At 34.7% G+C, this 14,103-nt stretch carries 12 protein-coding genes and 1 pseudogene; 10 read left to right on the top strand and 3 right to left on the bottom strand.

Annotated elements, in window-relative coordinates:
* Positions 1-125 precede the first annotated feature (125 nt).
* From cotF to ACUXEY_RS26890, 3 genes and pseudogenes are all read left to right on the top strand, one after another.
* Positions 126-608: pseudogene (gene cotF, locus ACUXEY_RS26900) on the top strand (spore coat protein CotF).
* Positions 609-943: 335 nt separating this feature from the next.
* Positions 944-1,450: a DUF2243 domain-containing protein gene (locus ACUXEY_RS26895; RefSeq protein ID WP_461301983.1), complete on the top strand. Its 507-nt coding sequence runs from the start codon at positions 944-946 to the stop codon at positions 1,448-1,450.
* A complete protein-coding gene (locus tag ACUXEY_RS26890) occupies positions 1,440-2,273 on the top strand; it encodes a cytochrome c oxidase assembly protein (RefSeq protein WP_461301982.1) in 834 nt (277 codons plus the stop codon). The genes ACUXEY_RS26895 and ACUXEY_RS26890 overlap by 11 nt, the downstream gene beginning before the upstream one ends.
* A 698-nt stretch (positions 2,274-2,971) precedes the next feature.
* On the opposite strand, the gene ACUXEY_RS26885 is transcribed toward ACUXEY_RS26890, so the two are convergent.
* On the bottom strand, positions 2,972-3,829 hold the full coding sequence (locus ACUXEY_RS26885; protein ID WP_461301981.1) for an MBL fold metallo-hydrolase: 858 nt from the start codon (positions 3,827-3,829) through the stop codon (positions 2,972-2,974).
* Positions 3,830-4,023: 194 nt separating this feature from the next.
* Complete coding sequence (locus tag ACUXEY_RS26880) at positions 4,024-4,683, bottom strand: DUF1796 family putative cysteine peptidase (RefSeq protein WP_461301980.1); 660 nt, start codon at positions 4,681-4,683, stop codon at positions 4,024-4,026.
* Positions 4,684-5,125: 442 nt separating this feature from the next.
* Between ACUXEY_RS26880 and ppsA the strand changes: the two genes are divergently transcribed.
* Positions 5,126-7,732 (top strand): phosphoenolpyruvate synthase, encoded by a 2,607-nt coding sequence (gene ppsA, locus ACUXEY_RS26875; protein WP_461301979.1) that lies wholly within the window; start codon positions 5,126-5,128, stop codon positions 7,730-7,732.
* A 55-nt stretch (positions 7,733-7,787) separates the two neighbouring features.
* Here the strand turns inward: ppsA and ACUXEY_RS26870 are convergent, their stop codons facing one another.
* Positions 7,788-8,405, bottom strand: a complete 618-nt coding sequence (locus ACUXEY_RS26870; protein ID WP_429602437.1) for a TetR/AcrR family transcriptional regulator — start codon at positions 8,403-8,405, stop codon at positions 7,788-7,790.
* A 171-nt stretch (positions 8,406-8,576) separates the two neighbouring features.
* Between ACUXEY_RS26870 and ACUXEY_RS26865 the strand changes: the two genes are divergently transcribed.
* From ACUXEY_RS26865 to ACUXEY_RS26840, 6 genes are all read left to right on the top strand, one after another.
* Positions 8,577-9,758: a YhgE/Pip domain-containing protein gene (locus ACUXEY_RS26865; RefSeq protein ID WP_461301978.1), complete on the top strand. Its 1,182-nt coding sequence runs from the start codon at positions 8,577-8,579 to the stop codon at positions 9,756-9,758.
* 159 nt (positions 9,759-9,917) lie between these two features.
* Positions 9,918-10,352: a ferritin-like domain-containing protein gene (locus ACUXEY_RS26860; RefSeq protein WP_461301977.1), complete on the top strand. Its 435-nt coding sequence runs from the start codon at positions 9,918-9,920 to the stop codon at positions 10,350-10,352.
* A gap of 232 nt (positions 10,353-10,584) precedes the next feature.
* On the top strand, positions 10,585-11,046 hold the full coding sequence (locus ACUXEY_RS26855) for a DUF2691 family protein (RefSeq protein ID WP_461301976.1): 462 nt from the start codon (positions 10,585-10,587) through the stop codon (positions 11,044-11,046).
* A 26-nt stretch (positions 11,047-11,072) separates the two neighbouring features.
* A complete protein-coding gene (locus ACUXEY_RS26850; protein ID WP_243497633.1) occupies positions 11,073-11,585 on the top strand; it encodes a GNAT family N-acetyltransferase in 513 nt (170 codons plus the stop codon).
* Positions 11,586-11,589: 4 nt separating this feature from the next.
* The gene (locus ACUXEY_RS26845) at positions 11,590-12,468 is read left to right on the top strand and encodes an aminoglycoside phosphotransferase family protein (RefSeq protein ID WP_461301975.1); all 879 of its coding nucleotides are present in this window, start codon (positions 11,590-11,592) and stop codon (positions 12,466-12,468) included.
* Positions 12,469-12,580: 112 nt separating this feature from the next.
* Positions 12,581-13,909 carry a YjiH family protein gene (locus ACUXEY_RS26840; RefSeq protein WP_461301974.1) on the top strand — a complete coding sequence of 443 codons (1,329 nt, stop codon included), beginning with the start codon at positions 12,581-12,583 and terminating at the stop codon, positions 13,907-13,909.
* The last annotated feature ends 194 nt before the right edge of the window (positions 13,910-14,103 follow it).

Raw genomic sequence — 14,103 nt, 5'->3', positions numbered from 1 at the left:
TATGGTGATTAACATAGAAAATGGAAAGTAATGATAAATTAAGTTGAAATGAATTTATGTAGTATAGGCCCCTTTTACATTTTTTTGCATAATGTAGCATGAATGAATATTAAAGGGGAACATATATGTCTTATCCTAATCAGTTAGCTTGGCATGAAACATTGGATCTACATGAATTAGTAGCATTCCAAGCGAACGGTTTAATCAAATAAAAAAAGTCAGTTAGAAATGTACCTGATCAAGCATTTCAATCGTTATATATTAAAGCTATAAATGCCATTCAAAACAATCTACAAGAGTTAGTACAGTTTTATCCGTATGCTCCTGGATTTCAATCGCAGCAGCATCGTGATGACACTGGATTTTACGCTGGAGATTTACTTGGATTAGCAAAGACATCTGTTCGAAACTATGCAATAGCAATTACTGAAACTGCAACACCCCGACTTAGAGAAGTTTTAACCCGCCAAATAAATGGCGCTATACAATTACATGCGCAGGTTTTTAACTTTATGTACGAACGTGGTTACTATTCAGCTTACGATTTAAAGCAACTATTAAAAAATGATGTTCAAAATGTGCAAAAGGCAATACAAATGCAATATTAAAATGAAGATATGGAAATTACCTTTAGAGAAAAACTATAGTTTATTTATACAGGATCAAATAGTTAAGACTAAATGGTAATTTCCATTGTTAATAAATTGATTAAAAAATATAGATTCATTCGAAAATACTAAAGAAATTATACTAACGCTATTTTAGAATGGTGAACTTCTTAAAGTTTTTTAGAGAGTTTTAAACAAATATTAAATATGCTAGAGAATAAGTATCTATACGATATTTCTAACTGAACATTAGTTTCCTTTGGCGCTAAGTATGTTTAGCACGTTTTTCTTTTGGGAAAAATAAGAATATACATTAGTGGAAAGGGTAGGATTTAATGGTTACTAAAACCGATAATACAAGCTATTTAACCTCTTCTGTTTATTTGACCCGTAATCTATGGTCAGGTATCTTGTTTGGCCTAGGGTTAGTAGCTTTTATAGATGAAACTATTTTTCATCAACTGCTACATTGGCACCATTTCTATGATAAAGCTACAACAGATATTGGATTGATTTCAGATGGTCTTTTTCATGCTTTTAGTTGGTTTGCAACGATTGGTTCCTTGTTTATGGTTGCTGATCTTCGCCGTAGAAATGCATTTTGGTTGAAAAGATGGTGGAGCGGGTTAATGCTTGGTAGTGGTGGATTTCAATTATATGACGGTATAATTCAACATAAACTAATGAAAATACATCAGATTCGATACGTAGATAATGTTCTTATCTACGACGTAATATGGAATATAATTGCGGCTGTAATGCTCTTAATTGGAATTCTACTAGTTTTTCAGACAAGAACCGATGAAAGATTATTAAGAGGGAAAAGTTTAGATGAACAATAACCATCTTCATCACGAAATATGGAGTTTATTGGATTTTTTGTTATTCGTATTCATTTTAATTATATTAATAATTTATATTGTATCGACGGTATTATCAAATCGTCATTACAAACGATGGCCGTTATATCGAAGTGTCTTCTGGGTTTTAGGGCTTATTTGTGTAGCAATAGCAGTTATTGGACCTTTAGCTCATCGTGCTCATAATGACTTCACAATACATATGCTTGTGCATTTGCTCCTTGGGATGTTTGCTCCAATTTTTATAGCATTAGCAGCTCCGATGACTCTTTTTTTACGAACGCTCAATGTGAAAGCAGCGCGACGTCTTTCAAGTGTACTAAAGAGTAAGCCTTTAAAAATCCTTACTCATCCAATGATCGCAACCTTGCTTAATCTAGGAGGATTATGGATTCTCTATACGACTAACTTATACTCGATGATGCACAAAAGTATACTTCTTCATTTGTTCATACATTTCCATGTTTTTATTGCAGGATACCTGTTTACCACATCAATGATTTATATTGATCCAATATCCCATAGGTATAGTTATATATACCGATCAATTATTTTAATAGTTGCATCAGCTGGTCATGGGATATTATCAAAATACATATATACTCATCCGCCTGCTGGTGTAGTCACTGCACAAGCTGAAATTGGGGGCGTGCTGATGTATTATGGTGGGGATTTCGTTGATATTGTTCTTATTTTTATACTTTGTTTGCAATGGTCCAGGGGTTGCAGACCGAGAACGAAAGTCAAGAATATAGTAAGGTCATGGAATGTATCGGATTTTTTGAAACTAAAAACATTGAAATGAAATTTGGTCAAAATGTACTTAAAAGAAACCTTAATAAAAATCAATATTTTATTTTCATCTTTAAAATTTATGTTATGTCTATTTAACATTGAAATATCTCCATGTTTATACTAAAGATTCTAACATTGAATTAATTACATCATTGCCTATGAAATATATAAGATGAGATAACGGATTCCAGCTTGTCATTAATCTATCTACGCTAATTTTTTATTTCTGTCACAACATTTTAATAACTTTCATAAAAACCTTTTTAGAAGCCAAGTTAAAAGGATTGAATTTCGGGATATGGTTAAAAATATGGAGTTTTGTATGAGTTTTAAAGGTTATAAATAAAAAAGCAGCTAGCAAAAGCTAACTGCAGCGAGGAAATTACATTCATGAATGTAAGGAGTATAACTATTTCATGGGTTAAGTATAGTATGAACAAAAATTTAAGCTTATACTAAAAAATTAAAAAGAGCAGTTATTTATGACTGCTCTTTAATGGTAAGAAATAAAGCCTGGGTAAGAAGCAGACTTTATTAAAGATAGTGTGTGCGAAAGCTCGATTTTTATTCCAAAAGGATAGTTCTATTCTTAGGATAGAGATGTTACTTAAGTACAGTGTATTTTCATAGTAAACTTAATATCTTTTGACGTGCTGATTTTGTACCATATCTGAATTCTTTAATATAAAAACTAAAGTTTTTTCGTGTTTAATGTATCTTTTTGTCTACATATTTTCCATAATCGGGTACAGCAATTTTATCAAATTCTTGAACGAGTGTTTTGAGGCTTGTTGATAGCAATTCACCGGACATTGGTATCCCATGTCCGGTAATAGCGACTAGAGGCTTTAATTCTTCTAATTTAATGATTGATTCTTTAGCGGCTTTCCAGTCTGTTGTTAAATAACGAGGGGGACCGCTTATTTCCTGTTCCTGAGTAAATACTTTATATAGATATTCCTGTTTCACTGTAACAAAAGCGTCCCCAGTAATTAAAGTTCGGTCTTTTTCTCGGAATAATGAAATATGCCCAGGAGTATGCCCTGGTGTATGAATCCATCTAAACTCTGGCATATGGGGAACAGTTCCATCGGTAGGTAGTGCTTTTACGCTATTTCCTAAATCAATCGCTTCATTAGGGAACAGGGGAGACATTTTCGCTACCATACCACCTTCAACTGTTGGATCTGGTTCAGGATAGCTTTGTTGTCCAGTCAAGAACGGTATCTCCATTTGATGGGCATAGACTGGAACATTCCAATACTTAATGAGTTCGATTATTCCTCCAACATGATCAAAATGCCCGTGAGTTAAAATAATTGCTTTTGGACGGCTATTTGTACCAAATCGCTTCTCAGTAACAGAGATAATTTCATTTGCACATTTAGGCATTCCAGCATCAACTAAAACAAAATCATCGGTATACGGATGTCCAACAAAACATATGTTGACGATTTGAATCGTGTAACAAAATAAATCAGGCAATACTTCGATGCCATGACCACTTTCAATAGAAGTTGCTGGAATAAACTTGTAATCACTTCCATAATTCATTTCCTTGTCCACTTTTTATCCCCCTTAATATATTTCAATACGACATTATAGTTCCCTAATTTTGAAAATCCATTTTGGAGGATTTGAGAAAAATTAGTGGGGGGGTGTAAAAAACAATAATGTACTCCTAGAATTAAGGTGGAGACATATCAATTTATATAAAGTGCAAACAAAAAATATTGATTGTAAAGTCGTAGTTTCTACTATTATTTTGAGTTTAAGTGTATATCTTTTAAGAGGATATACCAAGTTCTTTTATTTTGATAATTATTTGAAACTTGAATAGGGAAAACATGATCAAGCCCCCATTCTAATTCGTTTATTTCATTTTCAAGTCCTGTTGGATAGAGTAAAAGAATCTTAAAACTATTTTTAACAATCTTTGATAAAACGGTTTGTAATTCTAGTGCTTCAGTTAAGTTTCCACCCCATCTAACAAATAAAATGGATTGTGAGTGATGAATTTTTTCGTAAAAGTTATCAATTCTTCGATCTAATTTTTGTTTAAAATCATGGTATGTGATGAACCAATCTTCATTTGGAATAACAGGGAAATCATGATAAGATGTTACGCTATATTTTGTGTCTTTTATAATATGAGAAAAAACAGGTTGTATCACGCCATCACTAAACACAATATTTTGTTCCGGCATTGCGTGCATGTTTTTTAAATCCATAAAGTCTATAAAATTATTTTTCAATAATGTGTTGATAGAAGAAAGATTCGGTGATTCAAACCAATCTAGAGGACCTGAATATTTCCGCAACCTATATTTTTTTAGATGAATAGCGGTATAACAATCTTCCCCTAAACTAATAACATCATCATAAATCCCTTGAAGTTTTTTTATTTCCAATACAATCATCCTTTTTTGGAAAAATAGAAGGTATATATATTCTAAAAAGCGTTATTATGACATAGAATATGCTTTTGAAAAATAGGAGAACTAATTCATTATAAATAATATATGTATGTATAAAACCTTCTGTGAAAAGGCTCACAGGAGTTTAAACTAAAGCGTATTTTGGGTGATATACTATTTGTCGAGGTAAGAATTGTGTGTGATAATTAATGACGTTTTATAAAAAAGGGAAAAAACAGAAATACATTGAAGTGAGTTGTGAGTAAATTATAATTTGAAATTGAGTAGAAATAAGAAGCCCCAGTTGCTTCATTATGCAACTGGGGCATTTTTTAATCTCTTCCTAAGTTAATTATATCATGTAAATCAAGTTCGAAATAGACTGTTTATTCGTATTGACTCCTGCTACAATCAAGAACACATGCAAAGTAAGGAGAGATGTTACATGAGTTCTTTCGTTCTCGATTTTCAGGAAATAGAAAACACGCAGCTTTCACTTGTTGGTGGAAAAGGTTTGAATTTAGGGGAGTTATCAAGCGTTCAAGGGATACAAGTGCCAGAAGGATTTTGTGTTACAACAGTAGGATATGAAAAGGCCATCGAGCAAAATGAAGATTTTCGCACTTTGTTGCAGCAGCTAACGAAGTTGAAAAAGGAAGAGCGAGCTCAAATTGGTGAAATGAGTAAGAAGATTAGAGAAGTCATTATGGCAGTAGAAATCCCTTCTGATGTAGTGGAAGCGGTAGCTCATTATCTCTCACGTTTTGGAAATGAACATGCGTATGCCGTGCGTTCTAGTGCTACGGCTGAAGATTTACCGTATGCTTCGTTTGCTGGTCAACAAGATACGTATTTAAATATTATTGGAAAAGAAGCGATTTTACAGCATGTAAGGAAGTGCTGGGCTTCTTTATTTACAGAGCGAGCAGTTATGTACCGTATGCAAAATGATTTTGAACATAATCAAGTTTCTATATGTGTTGTCGTTCAAAAAATGGTTTTCCCTGAGGCTTCGGGCATTTTATTTACTGCTGATCCGGTTACTTCTAACCGAAAGGTGCTATCAATTGATGCCAGTTTTGGACTTGGTGAGGCATTAGTATCAGGACTGGTCTCTGCTGATAATTATAAAGTAAAAGAAGGCGAAATCGTCGATAAGATGATCGCAACTAAAAAATTAGCTATCTATGGCTTACAAGAAGGCGGAACAGAAACAAAACAGATTGATCCGGCTCAGCAAAAAATTCAAACATTGTCTGAACAACAAATTTTACAACTAGCAAGTATCGGAAGACAGATTGAAGTTTATTTTGGTTGTCCGCAAGATATTGAATGGTGTTTAGTGGATGATACATTTTATATTGTCCAAAGTCGCCCCATTACGACTTTATATCCAATACCAGAAGTAAATGATGAGGGAAATCATGTGTATATATCGGTTGGTCACCAACAAATGATGACCGATGCGATGAAACCACTAGGGTTATCTTTTTTCCTGTTAACGACTAGTGCTCCTATGCGTAAAGCGGGAGGAAGGCTATTTGTTGATGCTACGCAACAATTAGCTTCACCTGCTAGCAGAGATTACTTAATAAACACTTTAGGAAAATCGGATCCGCTCGTAAGAGATGCATTAACGACTATAATCGAGCGAGATGATTTTATTACATTGTTACCAGATGATGAAAAAGGAAAGAGTGCTGGTAAAAGTGTGCCACCTGCAAATTCGCAACCAGAAATCGAAAATGATCCGTCAATCGTTACGAATTTAATAAAGGCTAGTGAAGCATCGATCGAAGAGTTAAAACGAAACATGCAAACGAAATCAGGGATGGATGTACTCCATTTTATTTTGGAAGATATTCAGCAATTAAAGAAAGTATTATTTAACCCGCAAAGTATAGCGGTCATTATGGCAGGTATGAATGCTTCAACATGGATGAATGAAAAGATGGAGCAATGGCTAGGCGAAAAGAATGCAGCAGACACGCTTTCTCAATCTGTACAAAATAATATTACGTCTGAAATGGGTTTAGCATTAATGGATGTTGCTGATGTGATTCGGCCATATCCAGAAGTTATAACGTATTTACAACATGTAGAAGATGATAGCTTTTTAAATGAATTAGTTCAGTTTAAAGGCGGGGAGAAAGCTCGAGGTGCAATCGATGCTTTTCTAAATAAATATGGAATGAGATGCAGCGGAGAAATTGACATTACGAAAACACGCTGGATTGAAAAGCCAATAACCATTATCCCGATGATTTTATATAATATAAGAGACTTTGAACATGGTGCGAGTAAGCGGAAATTTGAAGAAGGATTGCAAGAGGCTTTGAAAAAAGAAGAAGAGTTAGTAGATCGATTGCAGCATTTGCCGGATGGTAAACAAAAAGTAGAAGAAACGAAGCGAATGATTCGAAACATCCGTAATTGTATCGGCTATCGTGAATATCCAAAATACGGCATGATTAATCGTTATTTCATATATAAGCAGGCGTTATTGAAAGAAGCTGAGCAACTTGTGCAGAGCGGTGTCATTCATGAAGTCGATGATATATACTATTTAACTTTTGAAGAGCTTCACGAAGTAGTCCGCACGAATAAACTAGATTACAAGGTTATTCATCAACAAAAAAAAGATTACAAATTATATGAAAAACTAACGCCTCCTCGTATAATGACGTCTGATGGAGAAATTATTACAGGTAAATATAAACGAGAAAACCTCCCGGCTGATGCGATTGTAGGCCTGCCTGTTTCTTCAGGAGTGATTGAGGGAAGAGCTCGCGTTATTTTAAACATGGAAGAAGCGAATCTAGAAGAAGGAGATATATTAGTTACTGCTTTTACTGACCCTGGCTGGACACCATTATTTGTGTCTATAAAAGGGTTAGTGACCGAAGTTGGTGGACTTATGACACACGGAGCAGTAATTGCACGTGAATACGGATTGCCAGCAGTCGTTGGAGTAGAGAATGCTACGAAATTAATAAAAGACGGACAACGAATTCGGGTACATGGAACAGAAGGGTATATTGAAGTGTTGTAATGAAACAAAAGATCATCCGCTATTATAGTGGGTGATCTTTTAATATATAGCTGATTCATTTCTTTAAGCCAGCCGCATAAAAAGGACCATGAACAGCGATTGTTGATAAAATGCGAGCGATTTCCTCAGGTGTTTCTTTTTGTCCGTTATTTAACCATTGCTGAATAACACCAATATGAGCAGATGCCATATAAGAAGCTAAATATTGGCTTGGGACAAGTAAATTCTTCTTATTAATGAGAGCGCCATTCGTATCTTCAAATATTGTTTTCCACATAAAGTCTTTCAATTTTGTTTGGAAAGATAAATCTCCTTTTGGGCTAAGTACAGCTTTCATAAAATCACTATTTTCATTTAGAAATTCAAGAATAGAAGTGATAAGTATAAACGGCATTGTTGGGGAAGGATTGGACCCAAGATCCGCAATAACTTCAGGCAATCTCTGTTTGGCAATGCTAGAAAACTCATGCATAATTTCTTCTTGGCATTTCGTCATTAAATCAAATTTATCTTGATAGTGCGCATAGAAAGTACCACGATTTATGTTCGCTCTCGTTGTAATATCTTTCACTGTAATGGCGTCAAAGCCTTTTTCTTCAATTAATTCTACCAATGCATTTCGTATAGCAGTTTTCGTACGAACAACACGTAAATCTAAATTACTATCACGCAAAGTATGTCCCTCCTTCATTTTAGCCAACACATTTCAAGGATGTGTCTTATAACCGACACATTCACGATTTTTGATTATTGTATAAGGTTCAACTCGAACATATAATTCAAAATATAAATAAACAACACGTTGTTGGTTATTGTAAATCAAATGTAAGGAGGAGAAAAGAAAATGTTTAAAAATAAACTTTTATTGTTATCACCAGTTATTGCACTACTCGTAGTTTTTATTTTTTCATTAACGTTATTTCCAACCGTTCAACCTCAGCCGAAAAACTTACCAATCGCAATCGTAAATGAGGACCAAGGAGTAGAAATCCCGAATCAACCAAAAATGAACATGGGGCAAACGATTGTTGATAATATGAAAAAGACATCAAAATCAGAGGAAGAACCTGCGGTCAAGTGGGTAGAAGTAAAAGATAAGGAATCTGTGCAAAGAGGATTAAATAATCAAGAGTATTACGCAGCATTAGTCATTCCGAAAGACTTTAGCACAAAACAAGCATCATTACGAACACTACAGCCATCTTCGCCAGAGGTAGAAATATTCATCAATCAAGGAATGAATACAGCAGCATCAACTATGGCAGGGCAAATGTTAAATGGGGTAGTTGATAATATGAACAATACTGTTCGAACGCAACTATTAGAAGGATTGAAGGCAAAAGGAGCTACAGTAACAGTAGATCAAGTTTCAAATGTAGTAACACCGATTGCAAAGAAAGTGACAAACGTGAATGAAACCGGCAAAAATAGTGCGAACGGTAACTCGCCAATGTCTTTATTCCAGCCGTTATGGATTGCAAGTTTAGCGAGCGCAGCAATTATATTTATTGCAATAAGTAAAATGCCAGTAGGTACAAGAAAAGAAAGCTTCCTATTAAAACTAAAACAAATCATAACAGGAGCAGTTGCGACACTTGTCATTGGATTCGGTCTTACATGGATTGCGGATGGGATGGTAGGTTTAAATATTTCAAATTTCATGGATACGGCACTGTTTTTATCTATTACGTCCTTTAGTTTCTTCTTAATGATATCGGCGGTACTTTCATTAGTTGGACTAAAAGGAATTGGTGTATTCGCTCTTTTACTATTCTTCGGTGCACCGTTATTATCATTAGCACCGGAAATGTTGTCGCCATTTTACCAAGACTGGGTGTACGCATGGTTGCCAATGCGATTTATGATCGAAGGACTTAGAGAAATATTCTTCTTCGGAAAAGGGTTAAGCTGGAGTACACCTCTTACTGTACTCGTTTGGATTGGTGCGGTAAGTATGATGATTATTTTAGCGACTGCTTTCAAACGTAGTGTAGGAAAGGAACACAAAACGGAATTAAACGCATAAAAGATAAAAGCGTTTCACTAGGAGTGAAGCGTTTTTATCTTTTATTAACTTATAGGTTAAAGGGAATAAAAAAGTTCGGATTTGCAGTTCCTTTTTGTATACATGCTCCTGCTATTTAAAATTGCATAAAATGTTATGAGGAATAATGGAGGGGATACGATGTATAATTCGAATGATTATGATTGGTATAGGCAAAATGATAAGCTGATTCGTGATATTGAGAAAGCAATTAACGGAGAGTTTAGTGCTATAAATTGCTATGCGAAATTAGCTAATATGGCTCCAAATACGGCGGAACGAAATCAAATTCTTGAGATTCGTAACGATGAAATAAAGCATTTCCATCATTTTGTACAAATCTATACAAATTTAACGGGTCAGCAGCCGAAACCACAAATTACGGAAGAATGTCCAAATACGTACTTACAAGGATTAGAATTCGCTATACAAGATGAACAGAAGACAGTAGATTTTTACTTGGAAATTTCAGATGAAACATCGGATGCACATCTGAAAGAGTTAATGCGCAGAATAGCTGCCGATGAACAAAATCATGCGGTGTGGTTTTTATATTATTTTGTGAAGACGAAGTGAGCATTAAGAATGAATGTCTGATGTGATGAATATATTAGAAATTATTTTAAAGCGCAGTGCAACAATTGCATGAAAAACTTAAATATAAGCATAAAGAAACCGTTTCATAAGTAGTGGGACGTTTTTTTCGCGGTGAAATACAAGTGACATAAATATCGATAAAATATAGTGATTGAATTTGGTATATAATGTATGAAATGAAAACGGAAATAAATAAGCTAGGAGCAAATAAATGAAAAGAGGAATTACAGTAGATGTTCCAAATGAATACGATAATTTATTTTGGAAAGTGTTAAAGCCGATTGATATTTCTTCATATGATTGGTGGGTAGGGAGTGAGGAGTCATACTTAGTAGCACGTGGTGGATTGGATGAGGCATTATTTCCAGAAGAACCAAGTATAGTGGAAGGATCAGATTTGAAAACTTTATTTAAAGACAATATATATTATGTTATTTTTGCAGATTTAAAAGCGTATTCAAAAGGAGAGGAAGTAGTAGATATTGAAACATATGAAGAATTTAAAGAGAGTAAGTGTGAATTAGTTTTACTAGTTGCGGATTGTACATACGTCACAATTTACGCTAAAGATCAAAAAAAGATTGAATTGATGTATGAAAACGCACGGAATCAAGGTTTTTACGTTGAATACGTTACAGACGAAAATGACGGTAGAACGCGTTTGTCAGTATAGTAGTAATTTGAAAGGGGAACAGCAATATGGAGAGAAACACAGTTAAAGAATATACAATTCGAACTGCTACTGAAGAGGAAAGTGATAGCATAATTACTCTATTAAAAGAAGTAGCAGAGTGGTTACAACATAAAGAAGTGGATCAATGGCAGTATCTGTTAGGCGGAGAAGCTACGACTGAAATATTAGAAGGTATAAGAGAGAAATATACATATGTGGTTATGAAAGAAGATGAAATTGTCGGTACGGTTACTGTATCTCCTAAACAAAATGAGTGGGATGAGCGTATTTTTGGTAAGGAGGAAGTTTCAGATTCTTTATATATTCATAGATTTGCAGTGAAACGCAAGTATAAGGGGAATGGAATTGGAGAATGGATTTTACAGTGGGTAGAAGAGAATGTGCAATGTGACAAAGAGTTTTTGAAACTAGATTGTGTGGGACATAATCGTACGTTGAATGATTTTTATAAGAAAAATGGTTTTGAATATGTTGGGAGTACAGATGGAATTAGTAAGTTTCAAAAGAGAAGGGAGTAAGTGAATGAATTTAATTAACACAGAGTTAGTTAAAAAATTAGTACAAGAACAGTTTCCTGAATGGGCACATTTAGAAGTGAAGCCTGTGAAGTTTAGTGGGCATGATAATCGAACATTTCACCTAGGGGATGAGATGAGTGCAAGATTGCCAAGTGATGCGGCATATACACCGCAAGTAGAGAAAGAAAATAAGTGGCTACCTATATTAAGTAAGGAGCTTTCTTTACCGATTTCTACACCACTTGCGAAAGGAAATCCATCTAAATCGTATCCATGGCCTTGGTCTATTAATAAGTGGATAGAAGGAGAAACAGTTACGAAACAAAATGTCCGTGACTTAAATGAATTTGCGGCGGACTTAGGATCATTTTTAGTAGAATTGCAATCCATTGATGCGAGTAATGGGCCGATCGCTGGAGCGCATAATTTTTATCGAGGCGGGCTTATATCTGTATATGATGAAGAGGCGAGAGGTGCTATTGAAAATAATAAGGACGTTTTTGATGAAATAGTATTAAAGCATCTTTGGGATTTAGCACTTCAGTCAACGTGGAAGCGTAAATCAGTTTGGATTCATGGAGATGTTGCACCAGGAAATTTACTCGTTAAGGATGGAAAGCTTTGTGCCGTAATTGATTTTGGTATTTTAGGAGTAGGGGATCCTGCTTGTGATGCAGCGATGGCATGGACATTTTTTGATAAGAGTAGTAGAAACGTATTTAAAGAAGTATTGCAAATAGATGAAGAAACGTGGAATAGAGCAAGAGGATGGGCACTTTGGAAAGCGTTAATTACATATGATGAGAATAAGAATAGTAATAAGATAGTGGCAGAAGAATCGTATCGTGTCATTCAAGTAATTGTGGATGATTATGAAAGATAGTAGAAAAAGCCTATTTTAAAATAGGTTTTTTCATATGATTAAATATTAGAAACTGAAAGAAGGAATGTAACATTATTATACAGAATATTTAGATAATAGGAGGTGTCGAATTTTGAGTGAACTTGAAATAAAAAGGAATGTAATTAAGACAGGGAGTGAGAAGAGGATCATTCTTCGGTTTATACTCGCTAGTCTAGTTGGGGTGTTTACGTTTTTCGTACCAGTTACGATAAATGGTGCTTCATCCATTATGATTGATCATATCGTATCATGGATTCGGACTTCGGTTCCGAGCGTCGTACCTTATTATGCACTACTCGTTATGATAATGGGCGCGATTTATCCGTTTTATACGAAAAAATGGAATGCATCTCTCGTAGACATTTGTTTTTCTGCTTTAAAAGTAGTTGGCGTCGTTTTTGGTGTATTATATTGCGTGAAAGTAGGGCCAGCTTGGTTCTTTGCACCAGATGTAGGACCGTTTTTGTATGAAAAACTAGTAATATCGGTAAGTTTACTCGTTCCAATTGGCTCGGCTTTTTTAGCATTATTAGTCGGGTACGGATTACTTGAATTTATTGGTACGTTTTGTCGTCCGATTATGAGACCATTATGGAAAACACCAGGACGATCAGCAATAGATGCGGTCGCTTCCTTTGTGGGGAGTTATTCGCTTGCTTTATTAATTACGAATCGCGTGTATAAAGAAGGAAAGTATACGACAAAAGAAGCAGCCATTATCGCTACAGGCTTTTCTACAGTATCCGCAACATTTATGATCATCATCGCAAAAACATTAGACATTATGCATTTATGGAATGTTTATTTTTGGACTACTCTCGTTGTAACATTCATCGTAACTGCTATCACCGTAAGAATCCCACCACTTAGTAGAAAACCAGATACATATGTAAAAGAAGAAGGGTTCCCAGAGCCTGTTTATAAAGAGAAAATGCTAGAACGCGCTTGGGAAGATGCGTTAGAAGTATCGAAATCTGCACCGAGTATTATGAAAAACATTGCAGTAAATTTAAAAGATGGATTTATTATGACGATGGGAATTTTGCCATCCATTATGTCAGTAGGATTAATTGGTATCGTCCTAGCGAAATTTACGCCAATATTTGATTGGATCAGTTATATTTTTTATCCTTTTACATGGCTATTACAATTACCAGAAGCAGAACTAGCCGCTAAAGCGGCATCCGTTGGTATCGCAGAAATGTTTTTACCTTCTCTTTTAGTTGTAAGTGCACCACTTGTGACAAAGTTTGTCATTGCGGTTGTTTCGGTATCATCTATATTGTTCTTCTCAGCTTCCATTCCTTGTATTTTATCGACAGACATTCCGTTAAAAGTATCGGAACTTATTATTCTCTACGTACAAAGAACAATATTAACGTTACTTATTATTACACCGATTGCTTATTTGTTGCTTTAAAGTTTTTAAAAGATAAAGCTATAACAAAAAAAGCCTTCTATAAAAGTGATATTATCCCCTTTAGGTAGACAGTGTGAAAAAGACCATGTATACACATGAATGTTACACTATTACTTGGAGGGGATTTTTCATGGCCAAAAAAGGTACAACATTTAATACATACTCAAATGAGATAAAGTTATCAGCTGTTCAAA

This window comes from Bacillus sp. F9_6S_D1_P_5 (assembly GCF_054823925.1).
The sequence above is the reverse complement of the archived record's forward strand: the minus strand, read 5'-3'. Positions and strand labels throughout refer to the sequence as shown.

What these genes read in the sequence shown, in the direction of transcription:
- ACUXEY_RS26895 (WP_461301983.1), top strand. Translation starts at nt 944, where the DNA reads ATGGTTACTAAAACCGATAATACAAGCTATTTAACCTCTTCTGTTTAT.
- ACUXEY_RS26890 (WP_461301982.1), top strand. Translation starts at nt 1,440, where the DNA reads ATGAACAATAACCATCTTCATCACGAAATATGGAGTTTATTGGATTTT.
- ACUXEY_RS26880 (WP_461301980.1), bottom strand. Translation starts at nt 4,683, where the DNA reads ATGATTGTATTGGAAATAAAAAAACTTCAAGGGATTTATGATGATGTT.
- ppsA (WP_461301979.1), top strand. Translation starts at nt 5,126, where the DNA reads ATGAGTTCTTTCGTTCTCGATTTTCAGGAAATAGAAAACACGCAGCTT.
- ACUXEY_RS26865 (WP_461301978.1), top strand. Translation starts at nt 8,577, where the DNA reads ATGTTTAAAAATAAACTTTTATTGTTATCACCAGTTATTGCACTACTC.
- ACUXEY_RS26860 (WP_461301977.1), top strand. Translation starts at nt 9,918, where the DNA reads ATGTATAATTCGAATGATTATGATTGGTATAGGCAAAATGATAAGCTG.
- ACUXEY_RS26855 (WP_461301976.1), top strand. Translation starts at nt 10,585, where the DNA reads ATGAAAAGAGGAATTACAGTAGATGTTCCAAATGAATACGATAATTTA.
- ACUXEY_RS26850 (WP_243497633.1), top strand. Translation starts at nt 11,073, where the DNA reads ATGGAGAGAAACACAGTTAAAGAATATACAATTCGAACTGCTACTGAA.
- ACUXEY_RS26845 (WP_461301975.1), top strand. Translation starts at nt 11,590, where the DNA reads ATGAATTTAATTAACACAGAGTTAGTTAAAAAATTAGTACAAGAACAG.